Consider the following 23,894-nt stretch of genomic DNA (forward strand, 5'->3'; position numbering starts at 1 on the left):
AATCAGACTGACGAGGTTCTGACGAAGACCGGCGATTAAGGTGTCGACCTTCGCTTTTGGAGCCTGTCCATGACCGTCAAATACCTTGTAGCCAGCCTGATGATCGGCCTCAGTGGCGTCGCTGCCGCCAGTCCTGAACTGCCGCGTCACGCTGATCTCGACCTGAAAACTGCACGGCTGCTCGCCGACACGGCAATGGCCAACTGCACCGGCACGGTGTCGGTGCTCGACCGTGGCGGCAATCTGTTGGTGACCCTGCGCGGCGACGGTGTCGGTCCGCACAACACCGCCGCCAGCCAACGCAAGGCATATACCGCGCTGTCGACCAAAACCGCCACCCGGTTGTTCGCCGAACGTGCTCGCAGCAATCCGGAAACCGCCAACCTCAACACCCTCGATGAGTTGCTGTTGCTCGGCGGCGGGATCCCGCTGTTCCTCGGCACTGAACTGGTGGGGGCGATGGGCGTGGCCGGTTCCGGCGGCGGCGAGCAAGACGAAAGCTGTGCGATCAAGGCTGCCGAAAAAACCGGTCTGGCCACTACCCGTTCCCAATAAGGAGATGCATCCATGAGCACTTTGCGCATGACCTTCGCCGCGCTCGGCCTGAGCGCTTTTTCAAGCCTGGCCCTCGCCGCTGGCAACCCGTTGAGCGTGCATGTACTTAACCTGGAAAACGGCCTGCCGTCGCCGGGCATTAACGTGACCCTGGAAAAACACGTCGGCGAGAACTGGCAGCCTCTTGCTCAAGGCACGACCAATGAACAAGGGCGCATCGCCGAACTATTCCCGGCCAAACAGCCTTTTGAAGCGGGTGAATACCGCGTGGTGTTCAAGACCGGTGAGTACTTCAAGAAGGTCAAGCACGACACGTTCTTCCCGGAAATCCCGGTGATCTTCGAGGTCAAGCAGACCGATCAGCATTACCACATCCCGCTGCTGCTCAGCCCGTATGGTTTCTCGACCTATCGCGGTTCGTAAAATCAACACAGATCCCCTGTAGGAGTGAGCATGCTCGCGATAGCGGTATGTCAGTCACCCATTGGCTAACTGATAGATGGCTATCGCGAGCACGCTCACTCCTACAGGTCTGTGCTTTGCTCCAGATATCACGAACACCAAAAAAACCTGTGGGAGCCTGGCTTGCCAGCGATGGCGTCCGTGCAGCAGACATCGATGTCGGCTGATGCACCGCTATCGCTGGCAAGCCAGCTCCCACAGGGGCCGGGGTGCACTGTCAGATCGTGGCCAGGGCGCGCAATCGCGCGGGGTCGAGGATTTCGATCTCGCCATACCCGAGCCCGATAATCCGCTGCCCCTGCAAATCCTTGAGAATCTGGTTGGTGGTCTGCCGCGACAGCGACAACATCGACGCCAATTGCTCCTGCGGCAGTTGCAGCACCCGGCGTGGCGCGTCGAGTTCGCCGTAGCCTTCGGCGATCATCAGCAAGCGATGAGCCAGACGTGCCGGCGCTGGCAGCAGGCTCAGTTGTTCGAGGTTGATGAAGGCCAGGCGCAGTTTGTGGCTCATCAGCAACGCCAGATGTCGCCAATACACCGGATGTTCGTCGAGCAGTTTCAGCAACGTCGCCTGCGGAATATTCAGCAACGTGCACGGCCCAACGGCATAAGCGTCATGGGTACGCGGCTGGCCGTCGAACAGACAGATTTCGCCGAACCAGTGCGGCGCCTCGACCAGACTCAACAACGCCTCCTTGCCCTGCTCGCTTACCGCGCCGATGCGCACGGCGCCATCGAGCACCGCGTACAAGCCGCACGGCGCATCACCACGCTGAAACAAGCGCTGCCCTGCCGTCAGCCGCCGCTCCCGGGCCGCCGCCAGCAGGCTATCCTGAAAGGACGCCGGCAGATGACTGAACCACTGGCCGCTCATCAGCCGTGAACGTATTTGCATAAACACTCCTGGATTGTCGCCTGCCTGACAGAGCGAACCCTGATCCCGAGGGATGATGCGATCAACCCTACCGGAGGAACAACAATGAAAAGCCTCGTCGACCATCTCAGTCAATACGCCGCCTACCACCGTGATCCGCGCAATATCGCCAGCCACTTTATCGGCATTCCGCTGATTGTGGTGGCCGTGGCAGTTTTGTTGTCACGCCCGGAATGGTCGCTGGGCGGCTTGTGGATATCTCCAGCCGTTGTCGTGGCGCTGGCCTCGGCTTGGTTTTATCTGCGCCTGGAAGTGAAGCTCGGGGTATTAATGACGGTGCTGATGGGCCTGTCGGTCTGGGCCGGGCATGTATTGGCGCAGCAGAGCACCATGGTCTGGCTGAGCAGCGGCCTGGCGATGTTTGTTGTCGGCTGGGTGATCCAGTTTGTCGGGCATCACTATGAAGGGCGCAAACCGGCGTTTGTCGATGATGTGTCGGGGCTGATCGTCGGGCCGTTGTTTGTCGTGGCCGAGTTGGCGTTCATGCTGGGGATGCGGCATGAATTGAAAGAGCAGATTGAGGCGCGGGCGGGGGTAGTGCGGGTCAATCCGAACGGCAAAGCGGCGGCTTAGGCCGCTTGAAAGATCGCAGCCTGCGGCAGCTCCTACAGTGGGTTTGGTCGATCACAAATGTGTGACCAACCGAAACCCCTGTAGGAGCTGCCGCAGGCTGCGATCTTTTAATCTTAAAGGCTGGCGACTTTCTGCCAGACCTTGGGTTTGAAGAACAGCGTTTCGCCCTTGGCCAGCCCGATCAGGCTGTCATGGTCTTTCACCACTTCGGCCTCGATCAGATCCGTCTGCCCTTCCACCTTCAACGTCACCCGCGTGGTCGCACCCAATGGCCGGATATCGCGCACTTCAGCCGCGTGATGATCTTCCAGCTCATGCTTGGACAACGACACCTCATGCGGGCGGAACAGCACGTGATTGTCGTCGCTCAACAGCAAGCGGTTCGAATCCCCAAGGAAGTGATAAACAAAATCGCTGGCCGGGTTTTCGTAGACGTCGCCCGGTGAGCCGATCTGCTCGATCACACCTTTGTTCATCACTACGATCCGGTCAGCAACCTCCATCGCCTCTTCCTGGTCGTGGGTCACGAATACCGAGGTCAGGTTGATGTCTTCGTGCAGACGCGCCAACCAGCGGCGCAGTTCTTTACGCACCTTGGCATCGAGCGCACCGAACGGCTCATCCAGCAACAGCACTTTCGGCTCCACCGCCAAGGCACGGGCCAAAGCGATACGCTGACGCTGACCACCGGACAGCTGCTCCGGGTAACGATCCGACAGCCAGTCCAGCTGCACCATGTTCAGCAGTTCGTGAACCTTGGTCGCGATCTGGCTTTCGCTCGGGCGCTGGTTTTTCGGTTTCATGCGCAGACCGAACGCGACGTTGTCGAACACGGTCATGTGGCGGAATAAGGCGTAGTGCTGGAACACGAAACCGACGTTGCGATCACGCACGTCGTGGCCGGAGACGTCTTCGCCGTGGAACACAATGTTGCCGTTATCCGGGGTTTCCAGGCCGGCGATAATCCGCAGCAGGGTAGTCTTGCCGCAGCCCGACGGGCCGAGCAGCGCGACCAGCTCACCGCTGTGGATGTCCAGGCTGATGTTGTCCAGCGCCTTGAAGGCATTGAAATTCTTGCTGACGTTACGCACTTCGATCGACATGAATTATTCCTCCGCGGCGCTGGCGCGCAGGCGGTTGATACGGTTTTCGCTCCACTGCTTGAGCAGCAGGATGAAGAGCGCCAGGATCAGCAACAGGCTCGCCACGGCGAACGCGGCCACGTGGTTGTATTCGTTGTAGAGGATCTCGACGTGCAGCGGCAAGGTGTTGGTCACCCCGCGAATGTGCCCGGAAACCACCGACACCGCACCGAACTCACCCATGGCCCGCGCGGTACACAGCACCACGCCATAGATCAGGCCCCACTTGATGTTCGGCACGGTGACATGCCAGAACATCTGCCAGCCATTGGCGCCGAGCAGGCGCGCGGCTTCCTCTTCCTGCGTGCCTTGTTCCTGCATCAGCGGGATCAGTTCACGAGCCACGAACGGCACGGTGACGAAAATCGTCGCCAGCACGATGCCCGGCAGGGCGAAGACGATCTGGATGTCGTGATCCTGCAGCCACGGCCCGAACAGGCCCTGCGCACCGAACATCAGCACGTAGACCAGACCGGCGATTACCGGCGATACCGAGAACGGCAAGTCAATCAGGGTCACCAGCATGCTCTTGCCACGGAACGAGTATTTGCTCACGCACCACGCGGCGCTGACGCCGAACACCAGGTTCAACGGCACCGAAATCAGCACGGCGAATACGGTGAGTTTCAGCGCCGAAAGCGCATCCGGCTCAAAGATCGCGGTGAAGAAAGCACCGAGACCATTCTTCAAGCCCTGCGATACGACGATGAACAACGGCAGCAGCAGAAACAGGAAAAAGACCAGCCAGCCAAGGCCGATCAGGATTCTGCGCGAAGTGGCGCTGCCACGGCGTGCAGCGTTGGCCGAAGAGGCGGCCGCAATAGACGATTGGGACATTGTTCGCGCCTCCTTATGGGGTTTCGATACGCCGCTGCAGCAAGTTGATCAGCAGCAACAGGACGAAGGAAACCACCAGCATCAGCACGCCGATGGCGGTAGCGCCGGTGTAATCGTATTGGTCGAGTTTGACCATGATCAGCAGCGGCAGAATCTCGGTTTTCATCGGCATGTTGCCGGCGATGAAAATCACCGAACCGTACTCGCCGACACCACGGGCAAAGGCCAAGGCAAAACCGGTCAGCCAGGCTGGCAGCAGCGCAGGTACGAGGATGTGGCGGAACACCTGCAAGGGTTTCGCCCCGAGGCACGCGGCGGCTTCCTCGACTTCACGGGGAATGTCGGCCAGCACCGGCTGCACCGTGCGCACCACGAACGGCAGGGTGACGAAGGTCAGCGCCAGAGTGATACCGAGCGGGGTGTAGGCGATTTTGAAACCGAGGTCAGCGGCGAATTGGCCGACCAGACCGGCCGGCGCGTAAAGCGCAGTCAACGCGATACCGGCCACGGCGGTCGGCAGGGCGAACGGCAGATCGATCATCGCGTCGATCACCTTGCGCCCCGGGAACGTGTAGCGCACCAGCACCCAGGCCAGCAGCGTGCCGATGATGCCGTTGATGATCGCCGCACACAGCGCGGTGCCGAAGCTCAGCTTCAGCGCGGCCAGCACCCGTGGTGCGGAAATGATCGTCCAGAACTGATCCCAGGTGAGTTGCGCGGCGTGGACGAACATCGCCGCCAGCGGGATAAGCACAATCAGGCTGAGGTACACCAAGGTGTAGCCCAGCGTCAGCCCGAAGCCGGGTATGACGGGGGAGATACGACGCGACATAAAAGTCCTTGGTTAAAAAACGCGCGAAGCCCCGAAGGTAAATCCGGGGCTTGTTTATGGCTATGAAAACTTACTGCGCCTGATAAATCTGGTCGAACACGCCACCGTCGTTGAAGAACTTCGGTTGCGCGGTTTTCCAGCCGCCGAAGTCCTTGTCGATGGTCACCAGGTCCAGTTTCGGGAACTGCTGGGCGTACTTGGCAGCTACGTCCTTGTCACGCGGACGGTAGAAGTTCTTCGCGGCGATTTCCTGACCGGCCGGGCTGTACAGGTGCTTCAGGTAGGCTTCGGCGATCTGCTCGTTACCCTTCTTCTCAGCGTTCTTGTCGACCACGGCTACTGGCGGCTCGGCGAGGATCGACAGCGAAGGCACGACGATGTCGAACTTGTCAGCGCCGCCATCTTCTTTCAGCGCCAGGAACGCTTCATTTTCCCAGGCCAGCAACACGTCACCCTGACCGTTGTTGACGAAGGTAATGGTCGAACCGCGTGCACCGGTGTCGAGGATCGGCACGTGCTTGAACAGGGTCTGCACATATTCTTTGGCTTTGGCCTCGTCACCGCCGTTGGCTTTCAGGCCGTAGGCCCATGCGGCGAGGAAGTTCCAGCGTGCGCCGCCGGAGGTTTTCGGGTTCGGGGTGATCACCGAGACGTCGTTCTTGACCAGATCGCCCCAGTCCTTGATGCCTTTCGGGTTGCCCTTGCGCACCAGGAACACAATGGTCGAGGTGTACGGCGTGCTCGCTTCCGGCAGACGCTTCTGCCAGTCGGCGGGCAGGGTCTTGCCGAGTTTGGCGATTTCGTCGATGTCGCCAGCCAGCGCCAGAGTCACGACGTCAGCGCGCAGACCGTCGATCACCGCACGGCCCTGCTTGCCCGAACCGCCGTGGGATTGCTGGATTTTCACAGTGTCGCCAGCGTGGTCTTTCTGCCAGAACTTGATGAATTCAGCGTTGTAGTCCTGATACAGCTCGCGCGTCGGGTCATACGACACATTGAGCAGTTCGTAATCCTTGGCAACCGCGGAACCGGCAAACACAGCGCTGGCCAGGGCGGCCAAAGCGTAACGGCGAATCGACGACATGGTGAAAGCTCCTGGAATTCTGGGTGGTGGCTTTTTCTTATGAATATCTGGAATCGGTGTGCCGGCTAAAGATCGCAGCCTTCGGCAGCTCCTACGCACAGCCCCCTGTAGGAGCTGCCGCAGGCTGCGATCTTTTGATCTTCAACTCAGCCCGGTTGTTTACCCGGTTGCTGCAAACGGAATTTCTCTTTGCGTTCGATCTGCACGACTTGTGCGTTGTGCACAGTGATCTCCACCGCGCCGAAACGCAGATCGCGCAAGGCGCTCTGGATTTCACGCAAGATGGTGCTTTCGTCCTGACCGTCAACGCTGCGAAGGGATGCGCTCATGGTGCTGCTCCTTTGAATGGGATTTGCCTGGCAGTGGGCGGCACTGCGTTCGGCGTGGGAGCAATATAAGAGAGGCGCGGATATTCTTAAAAAGACTATTTAAGAATGTTTATATAACTGAAAAACTGATCGTTCCCACGCTCCGCGTGGGAATGCAGCCGGCGGCGCTCTGCGCCGCGATTTTGCTGTGGACGCGGAGCGCCCCGGGCGGTATTCCCACGCGAAATGAAGGAACAAATTCAGCCAATCACCGGTGCCCTCACCCAATCTATCTCCTGCGCCGGACTCGGCCGCCCAAACCAGTACCCCTGCCCCAGATCACATTCCTGCTCCAGCAAAAACGCCGCCTGCTCAACCTGCTCGATACCTTCGGCATGCACCTGCATGCCCATGCTCCGGGCCAGCGCGATGATCACCCGGACAATCGCTGCGTCATCCTCATCCCACGGCAACCCGGCGACAAAGCCCTGATCGATCTTCAGCTTTTGCACCGGCAAGCGCTTGAGCCGCAACAGCGACGAATAGCCGGTACCGAAATCATCGATGGCCAGACGAATCCCCAACTCCCGCAAACGGTGCATCTGCTCCAGTGCCACCTCCGGATCATCCATCACCGCGCTTTCCGTCACTTCCAGCTCCAGATAAGCCGGATCCAGCCCGGTGTCGTGCAGCACCTGCGCCACCTGCTGGTACAACTCGCGCCGGGCGAACAACCGCGACGAAACATTGACCGCGACAAACGACAGTACCACCCCGGCCTGTTGCCACTCACACATCTGCCGACACGCCTGCTGCATCACCCACGCGTCGATTTCGGCAATCAGCCCGGTGCGCTCGGCAATCGGGATGAATTCCGCCGGCGACACCAGACCGCGCTGCGGATGCTGCCAACGCACCAAGGCTTCAACACCGATCAAGCGACTGGTCTTCAAGTCATGTACAGGCTGGTAGAACACCCGCAGTTCCCGTTGCTCCAACGCCCGGCGCAGTTCGAAAGCGATTTCCACCCGTTGCTGGGCGTGGGCGGTGAGTTCTTCGGTGTACAAGGCGTACCCGTTGCGCCCGCTGCTCTTGGCCTTGAACAACGCCGCGTCGGCATTACGCAACAGTTGCTCGGCGCTCAACGCGTCACTGGGGAACAGGCTGATGCCGAGGCTGGCGTTGATGAACAACTGATTGCCATCAATGCTGAACGGCTCCTTCAGTGCATCGAGAATCCGTTGCGCCAGCGCTGCTGCCTGCACCGGCTGTGGACAACTCTCTGCCAACACCGCGAACTCGTCGCCGCCCAGGCGCGCCAGAGTAATGCCGGGACCAAACAGTTCTTGCAGGCGCGCCGCTACTGCCTTGAGCAAGCGATCGCCGATGTTATGCCCGAGGCTATCGTTGATCATTTTGAAGTGATCGAGATCCAGCATCAGCAATGCACAGCCGCGCTTGTGATTTTGCGCCGAGGCCAACGCCTGTTCGGCGCGGTCGCTGAACAGCAGACGATTGGGCAGGTCGGTCAGCGGATCGTGGTGCGCGAGGTGCTTGAGTTCATGCTCGGAATCCTTGATCGCGCTGATGTCGGAAAACACCGCGACGTAATGGCTGAGCCCTCCCTGGTCATCGTGAATGACCCGAATGGTCTGCCACTGTGGATAAATCTCGCCGCTTTTTCGGCGGTTCCAGATTTCACCGCTCCATTCGCCCTGCGACTCAAGGGTGGCAAACATTGCCTGATAGAAACCTGGCGGATGATGGCCGGATTTGAACAGGCTCGGTTGCTGCCCAATGACTTCTTCACGCTGATAACCGGTGATCTCCATGAACGCGCGATTGACGTGCACGATCAGGCCATGATGGTTGGTCACCAACACGCCTTCGCGGGTGCAATCGAATACCGCCGCGGCCTGACGCAGGCGTTCGCGATCAGCGTGGCGCTCGCGCAAACGCGCGCCAATCCCGAGGAACTCGCACAATCGCGCCCGCGCCAGGAAAATCAGTCCGGCGCTGAGCGCCGCAAAGACGTAACCGTTGATCAGTTGCCATCGGGCAAGATCGACGGCGTTATCGAAGAAATTGTTTAATAAATGATCAGTACCTTGCAGCCAGACAGCGGCAAGCACGAGATAGAGCAGCGCTGCACGCAATGCATCGCGGTAAGTGGCAGGCATTCGGCTGTCCATGTCCCTACAAAAAGGTTGGAATTATAGGTCAAGAAACATTCAGCGACTCTTATCTGAAAGGGCGACTGGTTTTATCTGTGTGCTTGGTGATAATGCAACGGCTGTTTTTATCTTTATCGAGGGCCCTATAGCCTATGTGGTACGAAGGTTTTCTTGGCTTGTCGGCCTGGTCTCTGGTCGCAGTCACCCTGCTGATGACCCACGTGACGATTGTTGCCGTCACGGTCTATCTGCACCGTTACTCGGCCCATCGCTCGCTGGAGCTGAATGCTGGCCTGAAGCACTTTTTCCGTTTCTGGCTGTGGCTGACCACGGCGCAGAACACCCGCGAGTGGACCGCCATCCACCGTAAACACCACGCCAAATGCGAAACCGAAGACGACCCGCACAGCCCGGTCATCAAAGGCCTTTCCACCGTGCTGCGTACCGGCGCCGAGCTGTATCGCGCCGAAGCGCAGAACCCGGAAACCCTGCGCATCTACGGCAAGAACTGCCCCGAAGACTGGATCGAACGCAACGTCTACAGCCGCTACCCGCTGCTGGGCGTGGCGATCATGGGCGTTATCGACCTGCTGCTGTTCGGTACCATCGGCATCACCATCTGGGCGATCCAGATGATGTGGATCCCGGTGTGGGCCGCTGGCGTGATCAACGGTCTGGGCCATGCCGTCGGCTACCGCAACTTCGAATGCCGCGACGCGGCGACCAATCTGGTGCCGTGGGGCATCCTGATCGGCGGCGAAGAACTGCACAACAACCATCACACCTACCCTAACTCGGCCAAGCTGTCGGTGAAAAAGTGGGAGTTCGACCTCGGTTGGGCGTGGATCAAAGTCTTCTGCTTCCTGCGTCTGGCCAAGGTTCAGCGCGTCGCGCCGATCGCCCACCGCGTCGAAGGCAAGGGCAATCTGGACATGGACACCGCCATGGCCATCCTCAACAACCGCTTCCAGATCATGGCCCAGTACCGCAAATTGGTGATCGGCCCGCTGGTCAAGCAAGAGCTGGCCAAGGTCGATCATTCGGTGCGTCACCAATTCCACCGCGCCAAACGTCTGCTATCGCGGGAAACCAGCCTGCTGGAAGACCGTCATCACTTGCGCATCCAGACCATGCTCGAGCACAGCCAGGCGCTGAAGGTAATCTACGAAAAACGCCTCGCCCTGCAGCAGATCTGGGTCAAGACCAGCGCAAATGGCCACGACATGCTCGCCGCCATCAAAGAGTGGATTCACGAGGCAGAAGCCAGCGGTATCCAGTCCCTGCGCGAATTTGCGGATCAGTTGAAAACCTACTCGCTGCGTCCTGCAGCAGTCTGATCGTGGCGAGGGAGCTTGCTCCCGCCCGCTGCGCAGCAGTCGCGGAAACTGACGCCGCGTTTTGACAAACAAAACGCGGCGTCATTAACCGCCCAGCGGAACCCCGCCATCGCTGGGAACTTCGCTAAAAATCGCCTATCTCAAAGACACTTCGCCATCCCGGCGGGCTGTACTGTGGCCGTTGTCGAATTGCGGCACGTCCTTTGAGATCTGTGCCGATGGTCAACAACAATCAAAAAGACTCATCCCTCCCGCAGTGGCCCGAGGCCGCGCAAACCCTCATGGCGTTGATGCACGCCCAAGGCGAAGTCGCTCGGCTAAGCGAACGCGAACAGCTGTTCAGCTCCTTGCTGGTCAGCGTCAACGCCGTGCTTTGGGCTTTCAACTGGGAAACCCGGCAGGTGCTGTACGTCAGCCCCGCCTACGAACGGATTTTCGGTCGCTCCGCCGGCCTCCTGCTCGCCGACTACAACCAATGGCGCGACAGCATCTACCCCGACGACCTGGAATACGCCGAACGCAGCCTTGCCGAAGTGCTGCACAAAGGTGCGGTGGAAGATCGCGAATACCGCATCATTGCCGCCGACGGTCAGGTGCGCTGGCTCAGCGACAAGTGCTTCATCAACCGTCAGGACGAACCCGGTCAACCGGTAATCATCGTCGGCATTGCCGAAGACATCACTGACAAGAAGCAGATGGAAACCGAACTGCATCGTTTGGCGACCACCGACGTACTGACGCAAAGCAGCAATCGCCGGCACTTCTTCGAATGCGCCAACCGCGAGTTCGAAGAAGCGCGTGTACAGGGCGCGCAAATGGCCTTTCTGCTGCTGGATATCGATGACTTCAAAATGATCAACGATACCTACGGCCACCCGGAGGGCGATAACGTGCTGCAGCGGATTGCCGAGTGCGGACGCGGGTCGTTACGCCGGGGCGATCTGTTCGGGCGAATTGGCGGGGAAGAATTTGCGGCAGTGTTTCCGGGCTGTGCGCCGGACATGGCCATGCAGGTGGCTGAGCGGCTGCAGCAGGAGATTCAGCGTCTGAGCTTCAGCCATGACGGCCAGACGTTCGGCATCACCGTGAGCCAGGGGCTGACCAGCCTTACCGGAGAAGACGAAAGCCTCGACAGCCTGTTCGCCCGGGCGGATGTGGCGATGTATGAGGCCAAACGGCAGGGCAAGAACCGGATTATCTCTGCCTGACCCCCGTCCTCCCGCCTCAACACAAACCCACTGTGGGAGCGAGCCTGCTCGCGAAAGCGTCGTATCAGACAATGATGTGCTGAATGACACTCCGTCTTCGCGAGCAGGCTCGCTCCCACATTTGGAATATTGGTGAGCCGGGTTATTTGCGCATCCGCATCAACTCCGGCAGCCCGATCTTGAGCAACCGCGCCGTGCGGCTCTTCGCCAACTCCTCAACGCCCTCATGCTCGGTCAAGCGGGCCATCTGCGCCGCCATGTTCATCACCAGCGCCTCACGGGAATACACGCCACCGCCGAGCTGGTAGACCGAGGCAATAAGCTCCCGCAATTCCAGCGGCAGGCGCCAGCGAGTACGCAGAGCCGAACCGTAAGCGGCGCCAAACTCAGCCAGCGCCTCGCCGACCTCCTCCAGTTCATCCAGCGCACCGCCGGCCTGCTGCCATTCCTGCAAGCAGCGCAGCAGCGCCAGATCACCCAACCGGTGGAGCATACCCGCGCAGTAACAGCGCTCCTGATCGAGATCGAGCAAGCGCGCCAGGGTGCGTGCGTATTCGGCGGTGTGCAGCGACAAGCCCCAGTAACGCTCGGCGTAGTCCGCCAGACAAGGATCGCTGAGCTTGGCGCTGCGCTTGAGTGCCAGCCCCAGGATCAGGTTCATGCTCTGTCCGGTGCCCAAGCGATGCAGGGCTTGCGCCAATGTCTGAACCGGCGCGCCGTGGTGCTGTGCCGCGCTGTTGGCCGCAGCGATCAACACCGCCGTGATCTGTGGATCGGTTTTGATCTCATCTTCCAGCAGCTTCAGATCGAGGCCATTGGGATTGAGGCTGCGCTTCACCGCCACCTGCACATCCGTCATCAACGGCGCGCCGTCGGCCTGCTCACGTCGACGCTCAAGAAACACTGACAAGGTCATGCCCGGCGCCAACGTCGGCACCTCACAGAACACCTCTTCACCGGCATTGAGCAGCAAACCCTGCAAACGCTCGGTGAGGCTTTCCATATTCAGCGGCTTGGTCAGATAGGCAGTTGGTGCCAGCGGAATCGCTTCGTGCACGCTGGCGCTGTCGTTACGGCTGCTCATCAGAATGAACGGCAGCGGCGGATTGCGTTTGCGCTGACGCACGCTGCGCAGCACATTCAAACCATCGACGCCGGGCAGTTCCCAATCGACGATGGCGAGGTCATACGGAATTTCGCTGAGCATCGACATGGCTTGCTGGCCATCGGCACACAGATCCAGCCGTGCATCGCAACGCACGTTCAGCAACACTTGTTTGAGCAGGTCGCGAGACCACGGATCGGCCTCGGCAATCAGCACTCGCGGTACAGCGGGTAATTCAACGGCAGTCATGCGCGCGCTCCCTTGCAATGCCTGAACCTTAGCCAATGCTGGCCATTCGATACAGCGCTAATGCGTCGATGTGTTTCAAAGGGCGTAAAAAAACCCGCCGAAGCGGGTTTTTTGTCGATCAGATCACAGGCAGATCAGAGCTCCGAGAAGCACTCTTCGATGATCGCCAGACCTTTGTCCAGTTGCTCGTCCGGCGAAGTCAGCGGTACCAGCACGCGCAGAACGTTGCCGTAGGTGCCGCAGGACAGCAGGATCAGACCCTTGTCGCGCGCCTTGGCCACAACCGACGCTACAGCGGCAGCGTTCGGCTTGTGGCTGTCGCCATTTTCGAACAGCTCGACCGCGATCATCGCGCCCAGGGCACGGACTTCGCCGATCACCGGGTACTTGGCCTGGATAGCTTTCAGGCCAGTGACCAAACGCTCGCCGACAGCCTTGCAGCGATCCAGCAGTTGCTCTTCTTCGAACACTTCCATCACCGCCAGTGCAGCGGCGCAAGCGATCGGGCTACCGGCGTAGGTGCCGCCCAGGCCGCCTGGAGCGATAGCGTCCATGTATTCGGCCTTGCCGCAAACACCGGCCAGCGGGAAGCCGCCAGCGATGGATTTGGCGAAGGTGGTCAGGTCGGCAGCAACGCCCATCTGTTCCATGGCGAAGAAAGTGCCGGTACGGCCAGCGCCGGTCTGTACTTCGTCAGCGATCAGCAGAATGCCGTGCTGGTCGCACAGGGCGCGCAGACGCTTCATGAACTCTTTCGGCGCGACGTAGAAACCACCTTCGCCCTGAACCGGCTCGATGATGATCGCGGCGATGTCTTTCGGCTCGGCGTCGTTCTTGAAGATGCGTTCGATGGAGGCGATCGAGTCGTCGATGCTCACACCGTGCAGTTCGTTCGGGTACAGCGCGCGGAAGATGCCGCCTGGCATCAGGCCCATGCCGGCCGAGTACGGCACGACTTTACCGGTCAGGCCCAGGGTCATCATGGTGCGACCGTGGTAAGCGCCGGTGAAGGCGATCACGCCAGCGCGGCCAGTGGCGGCACGGGCGATTTTCACGGCGTTTTCGACGGCTTCGGAACCGGTGGTGACCAGCAGGGTTTTCTTGGCGAAATCACCTGGCACCTTGGCGTTGATTTTTTCGCACAGCTCAACGTACGGCTCGTAAGCCAGCACCTGGAAGCAGGTGTGGGTCAGCTTGTTCAACTGTTCGGTCACGGCTGCGATGATTTTCGGGTGCACGTGACCAGTGTTCAGTACCGCGATACCGCCAGCGAAGTCGATGAACTCACGACCTTCAACGTCAGTCACGGTAGCGTTTTTTGCCGACTCAGCGAAGATCGGGTGAATCTGGCCAACACCACGTGGAACAGCTGCGGTACGACGGGCCATCAGTTCAGCGTTAGTCTTGCTCATTACAGTCCTCATTCGCCGCTCATCGGGCGGCGTGGTTCAAGGATTAAGCGGGAGAAATCGACGGTGGCAGCATGCGATGATCGACTGCCACGGCGTTCCTGGCCGCAGAGAAAATTCCGGTTTGAAACCACGCAAAGGGACAGCGCTCTCGTGCCCTTTGCGTTTACAGCGATCTCTTACAGGGCTTAGATGCCCAGGCAGAGGTATTTGATTTCCAGGTAATCTTCGATGCCGTACTTGGAGCCTTCACGACCCAGGCCCGAAGCCTTGATACCGCCGAATGGCGCGACTTCGTTGGAGATCAGCCCGGTGTTGACGCCAACCATGCCGTATTCCAGCGCTTCCGCGACACGGAACACACGGCCGAGGTCGCGAGCGTAGAAATAAGAGGCCAGACCGAACTCGGTGTCGTTGGACATCGCGATCACTTCGGCTTCGTCTTTGAAACGGAACAGTGGCGCCAGTGGACCGAAGGTTTCTTCCTTGGCCACAGCGGCGTTCTTCGGCACGTTGGTGAGGATGGTCGGCTCGAAGAAGTTGCCTTCCATTGGCTTGCCGCCAGCCAGCACGGTTGCACCTTTGGCTACGGCGTCAGCGATGTGCTCTTGCACCTTGGCTACGGCTTTTTCGTCGATCAGCGGGCCAGTGGTGGTGCCGTCTTCCAGACCATTGCCGATCTTCAATTTGGCCACAGCCACTTTCAGCTTCTCGGCGAACGCGTCGTAAACCGAATCCTGAATGTACAGACGGTTGGCGCAGACGCAGGTCTGGCCGTTGTTGCGGTACTTGGAAATGATCGCGCCTTCGACGGCCTTATCCAGGTCCGCGTCGTCGAACACGATGAACGGCGCGTTGCCGCCCAGTTCCAGCGAGACTTTCTTGATGTCCTTGGCGCATTCCGACATCAGTTGACGACCGATTTCGGTCGAACCAGTGAAGGACAGTTTGCGCACGATCGGGTTGCTGGTCAGCTCGCTGCCGATGTCGCCGGCGCTGCCTGACACCACGCTGAACACGCCCGCAGGAATGCCCGCGCGCTGGGCCAGTTCGGCCAAGGCGAAAGCGGAGAATGGAGTTTGCGAAGCAGGCTTGAGCACCATGGTGCAACCGGCAGCCAGCGCTGGACCGGCCTTGCGGGTGATCATCGCGGCCGGGAAGTTCCACGGGGTGATCGCAGCGGTCACGCCGATTGGCTGCTTGATCACGATCAGGCGCTTGTCTGGCTGATGGCCCGGAATCACGTCACCGTAGATGCGCTTGGCTTCTTCGGCGAACCACTCGATGAACGAGGCGGCGTAAACGATTTCGCCCTTGGCTTCGGCCAGCGGCTTGCCCTGTTCGAGGGTCATCAGGCGCGCGAGGTCGTCCTGGTTCTCGATCATCAGCTCGAACCAGCGACGCAGCTTGCCGGCACGCTCTTTGGCGGTCAGTGCACGCCAGGCTGGCAGCGCCTTGTCAGCGGCTTCGATGGCACGGCGAGTTTCGGCGGCGCCCATTTTTGGCACGGTACCGAGGATTTCACCGGTGGCCGGGTTGTTGACCTTGATCGTCTGACCGTTGTCCGCATCGACCCAAGCGCCATCAATGAAGGCTTGCTGGCGGAACAACAGGGTGTCTTTAAGCTGCATGTCGGCTTTCCTTAACAGCACCGCGGCCTGCGCGGAGCAAATTATGATTGTAGAAAGGCGCCTCGCAAGGCTGCCGTCAGGGAAATCAGTGACCGGGTGTGGCGCATCGACAGTGCACGATTCGAAACACCGGCGCTTCAACGCCCGGTCAACGAGCGTTTGAAATCTCAAACGGATCGTAGGATCAAAGGGGTTAAAGGACAATAGGTCGTTCGAAAAAAAGAACAAAAACGGCGTGTTTGTGGAATTTTTCAGATCAACGAGCCAAAAGCCTCAGCCGCAACAAAACCATAGAACAGTCCCGAGAAAGCGCCAAGCGAGGGTTTTGCAGGACGTTACCGCTTTATGGAATGCAGCGATTTGCGCCGACACGCATACTGACAATCCGCGCCGAAACCCAGCATGGACGCCCCGAGCCGACCTAGGTATGATGTCGCCCGCTGCACCAGTAGCTCAGCTGGATAGAGTACTGCCCTCCGAAGGCAGGGGTCGTGGGTTCGAATCCCGCCTGGTGCGCCATTGATTTAAACGAGAAAGCCCCGGACTGTGATGGTCCGGGGCTTTTTTGTAGGCGGTGACTGGAGCGACGTCACTCCGTCGTCCAGTCAAACTCGTCGTAATCATCGTCGTCTTCTTCCTCCTCAACGTCCTCAAAAACCTCGTCTTCATCAACGACATCCTCTTCCGACTGATTCAGCAGAAACTCCTTACGCGCTTCAGTAATCGCTCGCCGCATCTCTTCGCCCTTTTCCGGGCAGTTGAGTAACTGGGCGATGCGGTCAATTTTTGCTGCCACGTTGTCCTCCAGCGCATTGGCAATAGCCCGATAGTGCGCGTTTTTGCGGGGTAATGCCAAATGGCTGGGGGATCAGGCGGTCATTTTTTCTGCAACTGTTCGAGTCGGGCGTCAAGATCAGCGTTCGGGTAGCGTTTGTGCAAGTTGTTGAACAGGCTGTCGGCGGCTTGCGATTGGCCGGATTCGCGCAGGCGCAGGACTTCGCGCAGTTGTGCGTCGAGGCCATTGGCCGGGGCGGTGGCGCGTTTGCTGAGTTTGGTTTCATCGGCGCTGATCGCTTGATCTTGCATCGGCGCGGCCATTTCCATCATCGGCACAGGTGCCGGCATGGCGCCGGCCGGGGCGGACAATCGGTGCAGTTGCGCTGAGTCCGTTTCGGTCATAGGTACGGCAAGTTCCGGGGCTGGGGCGTAGTCGTACTGGCGCAGCGGTTCAGGGGTGCGCTGTACCAGCGACAACATCAGTGCCACGCCGACGAGGCTGGCAAACGCGACTTGCCAGCGTGGTTTGCGGCAGATCTCCAGCCAGCGTTGCAACAGGCTTGGTTTCGGCGTCGGGGTTTGACGATGTGCAGCGTTGAGGATCAACGCATCCATGTGCGCTGGCGGTTCGGCATTGTGCTGTTCGCGTACATGCTTGATCAGCGGATCTTCGGGTGTCTGGCGGGCGTCAGTCATGTCAGTACCTCCTCGGCCAGCAGCCGACGCAGTTTTTGCTGGGCGTAGCGCAAGCGGCTTTTGACGGTTTCCAGCGGAGCTTCGGTGAGGCTGGCGATTTGTGCCAGGTCGAGGTCGCCGTGGGCTCGCAGCAGGAACACTTCGCGCTGGTCGGCGGGCAGGGTTTGCAGGGCACTTTCCAGGCGTTGACTGTCACGGCTGAGGGTGAGCAGTTGTTCGGGATCATTCGCGTCATCACCGACCGCGTGATTTTGCTCGTCATAGCTGTCATGCAGCGGTTGTCGGGCGCCGTGTTTACGCCAGTGATCGATCAGGCGATTGCGGGCGATCTGGAATAGCCATGTACGAAAAGTCGCCCGGCCTTGTGGCTGACTGGCGCTACGGATCAAGCTCAGCCAAGTCTCCTGAAACACCTCGTCGGCCAATTCCGGTTTGCCGCTCAATCCAAGCAGAAACCGGTACAAGCCTTGGCGATGGCGCGCGTACAAGATCTCGAACGCAGCGCCGTCGCCCTCGCGATAACGCGCCAGCAGCGATTCATCGCTGCTGGCGGTTGAGCTGTCTGCCGAGGCAAACAGCTGGCTGATAAAGCCTTTCAGACGACTCACTTATTCAATCCGTCGTTCAGTGGCCAGCGCGTTCGAAGCGCTCGAGGTGCGCAGACTTTGCGCCAATTCGACCAGTTGCACGAACTCGTTGCGCAGACCGAAGCGATCATCGCCACGAGCGCCACGGGCCAGTGCTTCGGTGTCTTTGAGGCTGAAGTCGCCGGTATAGCGACCGTCCTTGAGTTGCTGGGAAAACGCAGCAACGGCAGCGGCAAAGCGCAAGTCTTCGCTGGCCGGTGCAACCTGATTGGTAATCGGCCGCTCGATCAGCAGACTTTTCCCACCGTCAGGACGTTGATAACGCACACGCAGCATTGCCAATTCTCCGTTCTTCCCGGAAACAACCGGCTCCGACTTGCCGTAGCGCAGCGGTTCCAGCCAGCCCTTCTCGCCCGCCGGAACAATTTCGTACAGCGCGGTCACCGTGTGTCCTGCACCGATTTCACCGGCATCGACCTTGTCATTGCTGAAATCCTCACGCTTCAACGCGCGGTTCTCATAGCCAAGCAGGCGATATTCGCTGACCTGCGCCGGGTTGAACTCCACCTGCAATTTGACGTTTTTCGCCACCACGGCAAGCGTCGAACTCAACTGATCCACCAACACTTTGCGTGCCTCGCGCAGGTTGTCGATGTAGGCGTAGTTACCGTCGCCAGCGTCGGCCAATTGTTCCATCAAGTGTTCATTGTAGTTATCCACACCAAAACCCAGGGTCGTCAGCGAAATCCCGCTTTGGCGTTTATCCACAGCCATTTGTTTGAGGCTGTCGAAGTCGCTGACGCCGACATTGAAGTCGCCATCGGTGGCCAAGAGGATGCGGTTGATGCCTTTGGGAATGAAGGCCTGCTGCGCCATTTGGTAAGCCAGTTCGATACCGGAGGCACCTGCGGTCGAACCGCCCGCAGTCAATTGCTCAATGGCTGTACGAATTTTCGCTTTCTCGCGCCCGGAAGTCGGTTCAAGCACCACTCTGGATTCGCCGGCATACACCACCAGTGACACGCGATCCTGATCGCGCAATTGATCGACCAGCAATTTCAGCGTGCTTTTGACCATCGGCAGGCCTTCGCGACGATCCATCGAGCCGGACACGTCAACCAGAAATACCAGGTTGGCCGGGGCGAGTTCCGCCACCGCCCGGTCGGATGCCTTGATGCCGATGCGCAGCAGGCGTGTGTGCGGGTTCCACGGTGACGCAGCCAATTCTGTGGTCACGCCAAACGGCGAGCCGTCGCTGGGCAGCGCGTAGTCGTAGGGGAAGTAATTGACCATTTCCTCCAGCCGCACCGCGCCTTCCGGTGGCAGTCGACCTTGATTGAGCAAGCGGCGGACGTTGGCATAAGCGCCCGTATCGACGTCGGCACTGAAAGTCGAAACCGGGGTTTCGGCAACGCTATGGATCGGATTGTCGGCCAGTTTTTGATACTGCTCACGTGGTTCGTCACGGTAGCCCTGTGGATAACTCTCTGCAGCCGGTATCGCCGCGAAACTGGCGACGGGCGCAGGATAAGCCATGCGCTTGGCCATCGCCCCACCGGTCATGACCGCTTCCTGCTGAACCAGAACTTCGGACTGCGCAGGCGCTGGCACAGCAGCGGAATCGGGCGTGGACGAAGCACCGCAACCGGCGAGCGCCAGCAGCACAGCAACCGCAACAGGACGCAAAAGAGCAAGAGACATGGGGGCTGACCTCGGGATGAATTTGATCATTCATCCCCTGAGACGGGCAGCCCTTTCAGTTCGGGTTAAACGCCGCTAAAAATATTTTCAGCGGTGATAACGCCGCACCGCACTGCTGTTACGCAGGACATGGCCTTTGATTTTTTCCATCAGCTCGGCGCGGGTCAAACCGGCCGGCAAGGCATCCGGGGCCAGATCCAGTGCGTAGATCTGAATGATGTAGTGGTGCGCACTGTCGCCCACTGGCGGGCACGGCCCCATGTAATGGGTGTTGCCCTTGCTGTTGGTGCCGCCGACACCCTCGAACGCGGATTTGGCGCCGACGCCCGCCGCGATCTGGTGCGTGGTGGCTTTGATGCCGTAATGAATCCAGTGATCGACGCCCAGGCCTTTCTGGCCGTCCGGGTCGTGCATCACGATCGCATAACTCTGGGTGCCGGCAGGCCCAGCGTTCCAGCTCAGGGCCGGCGACTGATTCTTGCCACCGCAACCGGGCGCATCGCTGGCCGCGGCCGAGGTGAACAGGCGGTTATCGGAAACACCCGGGATGCTCAGGGTGAAACGCTCCTGGGCCTGCGCCGGAAACTGCACGCAAAGGGTGACGGCGAGGGCCGCCAGCCAGGGGTTGAGAGAGGTCAATCGGGTCATTCCGGGAGCACCTTGTGCAGTGGGGCCGTCGTCGGCTTGCAAACTATAGCTGTACCGTTCGTGCCGTGGCAGTGGCAAATGGCTGAACCTCGCACTACGACGCAAACTCACAAGAGAAATGCCTGCGAGGAAGTCGAACATGTCCCTGCACCGCGTCGCCCGTATCGCCGATGTCCCTGAAGACCGTGGCCTGCAGGTTGAAATCGGCGACTGCAAGATTGTGCTGTTGCGCACGAACGGCCAGTTACGTGCGTTTCAGGGCGAATGCCCACATGCCGGCGCGCCGTTGGCTGACGGTGCGTTGTGTCACGGACGGCTGATCTGCCCGTGGCACAAGGCTGCGTTTCGGGCGGAGGATGGCGCGTTATGCGAGCCACCGGCCCTCGACAGCCTCAAGCGATATCCACTGGAGGTGCGCGGCGAAGAGGTTTGGGTCGACGATCAACCGTTGCCCGACCCGCATACGCCGCCGGCGGATGATTCGCGTACGTTCGTGATTGTCGGCGCCGGCGCAGCAGGTACGGCATGCGCGGCGGCGTTGCGGGAAAAGGGTTTCGGTGGCCGTATCGTGATGATCGATCGCGAGCCGGAGGCGGGTTACGACCGTACGGTGATGAGCAAATTTGTTCTCGCCGGGGACATGCCCCCGCAAGAAATACCGCCGCTGCGTGAAGATGACTTCTATAAAGAGCAGCGCATTGAACGCCAACGAGGTGAAATCAGCTCAATCAATGCCTCGGCGAAAACCCTTCACCTCGAAGACGGCCAGTCGCTGCGTTACGACGCAGCGGTACTCGCCACTGGCGGCGAGCCCAATCCGCTGGATTTACCCGGCGCAGATCTTCCGCAGGTATTCGTGCTGCGCTCAAAAGCTCAGGCAGAACGGATCATGAACACTGCCAGACCGGAACAACGTGCAGTGATCATCGGCGACAGCTTCATCGCCCTCGAATGCGCCTCGGCCCTGCGCCAATACGGTCTCGACGTCACGGTGCTGGCTCGGCACGCAGTTCCTTTCGCTGCCCAGTTCGGTGAGGCTGTGGGCAAGGCGATCCGCGCGCTGCACGAACAGAACGGGGTGAAATTCATCACCGAGCACGCCGCCACCGAGATCATCGGCGATGGCAAAGTCGAGGCCGTATTGCTGGACAATGGCCTGCGTCTTTCAGCCGACCTGATACTGGCGGGGATCGGCGTGCATCCGGCGACCGAAGCGTTCGCGTCACTGCCGAGGGAAAAGGATCAGTCATTGCGCGTCGACGACGGCATGCGCCTGAGCGAAAGCCTATGGGCCATCGGCGATATCGCTACGTTTCCGCTCCACGGCCAGCCGCAACGCATCGAGCATTGGCGCCTGGCTCAGCAACACGCACGCATCGCCGCTGCCAACATGCTCGGTGGCGACGAACATTACCTCGACGTGCCGTTCTTCTGGACCTGGCATTTTGGCAAGAACTACGACTACCTCGGCCATGCCGAACACTGGGATGAAGTGGAGTTTCTCGGCGAACCCGAAAATCCGCCCTTTATCGGTCTGTTCGGTAGAAACGGTGTGCTGGTCGCTGCGGTTGCCTGCGAAAAAGAACGCGCCATGGCGCTGCTGGCCGAACGGATGAAGCAACCGCTGCCGATGGAAGAGGCCTGGACATTGATCCGCGACTGAAACAAACCCGTGCAGGAGCTGCCGAAGGCTGCGATCTTTTGACTTTAAAGATCAACAGATCGCAGCCTTCGGCAGCTCCTACACAGGGTTCACCATTCAGGTAATACGATTCACCGGTTCGCGATTATCGTCATCCTCGGCATGCAGAAAGATCACCCGTGGATGCTCCAGAGGTGCCAGCGGCGGTGGCAACTCCTGCTGCTGAACCGGCCAGAAATGCGTCACCACGTGACTGATATCGCCTTCCTGATCGTTGTGAATGGTCATCACCCCGGGCGTGCGCAGTTTCTGAAAGCGGTCATCGCAAAGCTTGAAACTCTTGCTCAACCCTTCATCGTCGATCACCGGCGAAGGCAACCGCCGCTGAGCGAAACTACGACTTTTGCGCTGCTGATAACGCGCCCAGGAAATCAGAATCACCGCGTTGACCAACGCCACCCACAGATAAATCTGCAGCGTGCCCAACGCATCAAACGCCGAGTTGTCGATGCGCGGCCCACCGGCGTGGGTTTCAATCAATGGCCATAGCCCACGGATCAACAGAAACAGCAGGCCGACCCACGCCACCACGGTAAGAATCACATCGACCACGACCAGGAACGGCCGCTGACGGGTCCGGATGATTTTCATTTGATGACCTCCTCTTCGTCGTCGCCGATCGGTTTGATGCCGCGGTCGGGGCTGACCCACCGCGCACGCTTCTGATGTTGGCCGAACAAGACTTTCGGGAAGCTGACCAGCGTGGTCAGCAAACTGACAAACCAGAATGCAATCGGGTACCAGACCACCCAGAACATGGTCTTGCCCAACCCCGGCTCGTAACGGCGATCGATGATGATGCTGACCGCGAACTGCACCAGGCAGACAAATGCCAGCAGCAGCCCGGTGAACGCCGGCGGCATCAAGTGATCCACCGCGATGGCTTCCGGCATGACCACGAACTTGCCCACGCCCCAGAAGATCACTGACAACAGGAAGGTGAACGCCCAACCGGTCGACAGGCAGTATTCGAACAGCAACGGCCACAGGTAACGATGGCGGTACTGCCAGATGCCACGAATGTTCTTGAACAGCACTTCGGCGCCGCCCTGAGCCCAGCGCAAACGCTGCTTCCACAAACCGCCGAGGGTTTCCGGCATCAGAATCCAGCACAGCGCGCGCGGCTCGTAGAAGATGCTCCAGTGATCCAGTTGCAGTTTCCAGCTGATGTCGATGTCTTCGGTGATCATGTCCGGGCTCCAGTAACCGACCCGGTTAAGCGCCGAACGGCGGAACGCGACGATCACCCCGGAGACGGTGAAAATCCGCCCGAACACCCGTTGCGTGCGTTTGATCAGACCGATGATCGACGAGAACTCGCCGACCTGAACCCGCCCGACCAACGTCGAGCGTGTGCGTATCCGTGGGTTGCCGGTCACCGCGCCAAGACGCGCGTTATCCAGCATCGGCGCGACCAGATACGCCGCGGTATTGGGCGCCAGCAGCGCATCACCATCAATGCACACCAGATACTCACTGCGCGCAGCGATCGCCCCCATGCGCAGCGCGACAGCCTTGCCCTGGTTTTCCGCCAGATGCAGCACGCGCAGACGCGGATCTTCCTTGGCCAGCGCATCGAGCACTTCAGCAGTGTTGTCCTTTGAGCCGTCGTTGATCGCGATGACTTCGATGTTCGGGTAATGCTGGGCCAGCGCCGCGTGGATGGTGTCGGCGGCGTTGTCGCCTTCGTTGTAGCAAGGGATCAGGATCGAGATCAGCGGCTCGCCTTCCAGTGGCGGCGGTAGCGTGTCGTCCTGCCACGGCCAGTGGCGCTCCCAGTGCAGCCAGAAATACAGGCCGCCGGCAATCCACAACCCGGACATGAACAGCGGGTAGAAGAACACGAAGTCCATCAGGAACTGCCCGGTGACCAGGAAGATCAGCCCCAGCGGCACGCCGAGGACGAGCGCCAGAACAAGCAGGGCTAACAGTCTATCCAGCAT

Annotated in this window: 23 protein-coding genes and 1 tRNA gene; 7 read left to right on the top strand and 17 right to left on the bottom strand. The window is 59.8% G+C overall.

Annotated features, from left to right (window positions below; all coding sequences use genetic code 11):
- Positions 1-69: 69 nt before the first annotated feature.
- Together M5G26_RS04310 and uraH are read left to right on the top strand one after the other, a co-directional pair.
- Positions 70-555, top strand: a complete 486-nt coding sequence (locus M5G26_RS04310) for a GlcG/HbpS family heme-binding protein (protein ID WP_273914531.1) — start codon at positions 70-72, stop codon at positions 553-555.
- A gap of 12 nt (positions 556-567) precedes the next feature.
- Positions 568-978: a hydroxyisourate hydrolase gene (gene uraH, locus M5G26_RS04315; RefSeq protein ID WP_038367220.1), complete on the top strand. Its 411-nt coding sequence runs from the start codon at positions 568-570 to the stop codon at positions 976-978.
- A 256-nt stretch (positions 979-1,234) separates the two neighbouring features.
- Here the strand turns inward: uraH and M5G26_RS04320 are convergent, their stop codons facing one another.
- Complete coding sequence (locus tag M5G26_RS04320; RefSeq protein WP_273914532.1) at positions 1,235-1,912, bottom strand: Crp/Fnr family transcriptional regulator; 678 nt, start codon at positions 1,910-1,912, stop codon at positions 1,235-1,237.
- Positions 1,913-1,996: 84 nt separating this feature from the next.
- Here M5G26_RS04320 and M5G26_RS04325 point away from each other — a divergent pair, with 84 nt between their 5' ends.
- Positions 1,997-2,524: an Mpo1 family 2-hydroxy fatty acid dioxygenase gene (locus M5G26_RS04325; RefSeq protein ID WP_150692866.1), complete on the top strand. Its 528-nt coding sequence runs from the start codon at positions 1,997-1,999 to the stop codon at positions 2,522-2,524.
- A gap of 113 nt (positions 2,525-2,637) precedes the next feature.
- Here the strand turns inward: M5G26_RS04325 and M5G26_RS04330 are convergent, their stop codons facing one another.
- The 6 genes from M5G26_RS04330 to dibA form a co-directional block, all read right to left on the bottom strand.
- Positions 2,638-3,627: a sulfate/molybdate ABC transporter ATP-binding protein gene (locus M5G26_RS04330; protein ID WP_007963490.1), complete on the bottom strand. Its 990-nt coding sequence runs from the start codon at positions 3,625-3,627 to the stop codon at positions 2,638-2,640.
- A gap of 3 nt (positions 3,628-3,630) precedes the next feature.
- Positions 3,631-4,503, bottom strand: a complete 873-nt coding sequence (gene cysW / locus M5G26_RS04335; protein ID WP_038367233.1) for a sulfate ABC transporter permease subunit CysW — start codon at positions 4,501-4,503, stop codon at positions 3,631-3,633.
- Between the two features lie 13 nt (positions 4,504-4,516).
- Positions 4,517-5,335, bottom strand: a complete 819-nt coding sequence (cysT, locus tag M5G26_RS04340; RefSeq protein ID WP_038367238.1) for a sulfate ABC transporter permease subunit CysT — start codon at positions 5,333-5,335, stop codon at positions 4,517-4,519.
- 70 nt (positions 5,336-5,405) lie between these two features.
- Positions 5,406-6,419 (bottom strand): sulfate ABC transporter substrate-binding protein, encoded by a 1,014-nt coding sequence (locus M5G26_RS04345; RefSeq protein WP_038367242.1) that lies wholly within the window; start codon positions 6,417-6,419, stop codon positions 5,406-5,408.
- A gap of 146 nt (positions 6,420-6,565) precedes the next feature.
- Positions 6,566-6,748 carry a sulfur starvation response protein OscA gene (gene oscA, locus M5G26_RS04350; RefSeq protein ID WP_007917682.1) on the bottom strand — a complete coding sequence of 61 codons (183 nt, stop codon included), beginning with the start codon at positions 6,746-6,748 and terminating at the stop codon, positions 6,566-6,568.
- Between the two features lie 239 nt (positions 6,749-6,987).
- Complete coding sequence (gene dibA, locus M5G26_RS04355) at positions 6,988-8,907, bottom strand: phosphodiesterase DibA (protein ID WP_273914533.1); 1,920 nt, start codon at positions 8,905-8,907, stop codon at positions 6,988-6,990.
- 146 nt (positions 8,908-9,053) lie between these two features.
- On the opposite strand from dibA, the gene desA reads away from it, so the two are divergent.
- Both desA and M5G26_RS04365 read left to right on the top strand, forming a co-directional pair.
- Positions 9,054-10,238, top strand: coding sequence for a delta-9 fatty acid desaturase DesA (gene desA, locus M5G26_RS04360; protein WP_034151820.1), 1,185 nt, complete (start codon positions 9,054-9,056; stop codon positions 10,236-10,238).
- Positions 10,239-10,456: 218 nt separating this feature from the next.
- The gene (locus M5G26_RS04365; protein ID WP_134176161.1) at positions 10,457-11,446 is read left to right on the top strand and encodes a GGDEF domain-containing protein; all 990 of its coding nucleotides are present in this window, start codon (positions 10,457-10,459) and stop codon (positions 11,444-11,446) included.
- A gap of 142 nt (positions 11,447-11,588) precedes the next feature.
- Here the strand turns inward: M5G26_RS04365 and M5G26_RS04370 are convergent, their stop codons facing one another.
- The 3 genes from M5G26_RS04370 to gabD form a co-directional block, all read right to left on the bottom strand.
- The gene (locus M5G26_RS04370; protein ID WP_273914534.1) at positions 11,589-12,800 is read right to left on the bottom strand and encodes a response regulator; all 1,212 of its coding nucleotides are present in this window, start codon (positions 12,798-12,800) and stop codon (positions 11,589-11,591) included.
- Positions 12,801-12,934: 134 nt separating this feature from the next.
- Positions 12,935-14,212 carry a 4-aminobutyrate--2-oxoglutarate transaminase gene (gene gabT, locus M5G26_RS04375; protein WP_007917687.1) on the bottom strand — a complete coding sequence of 426 codons (1,278 nt, stop codon included), beginning with the start codon at positions 14,210-14,212 and terminating at the stop codon, positions 12,935-12,937.
- Positions 14,213-14,397: 185 nt separating this feature from the next.
- The gene (gene gabD, locus M5G26_RS04380; RefSeq protein ID WP_093440380.1) at positions 14,398-15,840 is read right to left on the bottom strand and encodes an NADP-dependent succinate-semialdehyde dehydrogenase; all 1,443 of its coding nucleotides are present in this window, start codon (positions 15,838-15,840) and stop codon (positions 14,398-14,400) included.
- A gap of 442 nt (positions 15,841-16,282) precedes the next feature.
- On the opposite strand from gabD, the gene M5G26_RS04385 reads away from it, so the two are divergent.
- A tRNA-Arg gene (locus tag M5G26_RS04385) sits at positions 16,283-16,359 on the top strand.
- 70 nt (positions 16,360-16,429) lie between these two features.
- Here M5G26_RS04385 and M5G26_RS04390 read toward each other — a convergent pair.
- The 5 genes from M5G26_RS04390 to M5G26_RS04410 form a co-directional block, all read right to left on the bottom strand.
- Positions 16,430-16,696 (bottom strand): hypothetical protein, encoded by a 267-nt coding sequence (locus M5G26_RS04390; protein WP_273914535.1) that lies wholly within the window; start codon positions 16,694-16,696, stop codon positions 16,430-16,432.
- Positions 16,697-16,716: 20 nt separating this feature from the next.
- Positions 16,717-17,313 (bottom strand): hypothetical protein, encoded by a 597-nt coding sequence (locus M5G26_RS04395; RefSeq protein ID WP_273914536.1) that lies wholly within the window; start codon positions 17,311-17,313, stop codon positions 16,717-16,719.
- Positions 17,310-17,891: an RNA polymerase sigma factor gene (locus tag M5G26_RS04400; protein WP_273914570.1), complete on the bottom strand. Its 582-nt coding sequence runs from the start codon at positions 17,889-17,891 to the stop codon at positions 17,310-17,312. Before M5G26_RS04400 ends, M5G26_RS04395 begins: the two co-directional genes overlap by 4 nt.
- 30 nt (positions 17,892-17,921) lie before the next feature.
- Complete coding sequence (locus M5G26_RS04405) at positions 17,922-19,601, bottom strand: vWA domain-containing protein (protein WP_273914537.1); 1,680 nt, start codon at positions 19,599-19,601, stop codon at positions 17,922-17,924.
- 87 nt (positions 19,602-19,688) lie between these two features.
- A complete protein-coding gene (locus tag M5G26_RS04410) occupies positions 19,689-20,249 on the bottom strand; it encodes a YbhB/YbcL family Raf kinase inhibitor-like protein (RefSeq protein ID WP_102899649.1) in 561 nt (186 codons plus the stop codon).
- Positions 20,250-20,388: 139 nt separating this feature from the next.
- Between M5G26_RS04410 and M5G26_RS04415 the strand changes: the two genes are divergently transcribed.
- Complete coding sequence (locus M5G26_RS04415; RefSeq protein ID WP_273914538.1) at positions 20,389-21,912, top strand: FAD-dependent oxidoreductase; 1,524 nt, start codon at positions 20,389-20,391, stop codon at positions 21,910-21,912.
- A gap of 96 nt (positions 21,913-22,008) precedes the next feature.
- Here M5G26_RS04415 and pgaD read toward each other — a convergent pair whose 3' ends face one another.
- Both pgaD and pgaC read right to left on the bottom strand, forming a co-directional pair.
- Entirely contained in the window at positions 22,009-22,542 is a 534-nt protein-coding gene (pgaD, locus tag M5G26_RS04420; RefSeq protein WP_134176155.1) for a poly-beta-1,6-N-acetyl-D-glucosamine biosynthesis protein PgaD, read from the bottom strand.
- The gene (gene pgaC, locus M5G26_RS04425; protein WP_007917696.1) at positions 22,539-23,894 is read right to left on the bottom strand and encodes a poly-beta-1,6-N-acetyl-D-glucosamine synthase; all 1,356 of its coding nucleotides are present in this window, start codon (positions 23,892-23,894) and stop codon (positions 22,539-22,541) included. Before pgaC ends, pgaD begins: the two co-directional genes overlap by 4 nt.

Source organism: Pseudomonas sp. TNT2022 ID642 (assembly GCF_028656995.1).
Taxonomy (GTDB): Bacteria; Pseudomonadota; Gammaproteobacteria; order Pseudomonadales; family Pseudomonadaceae; genus Aquipseudomonas.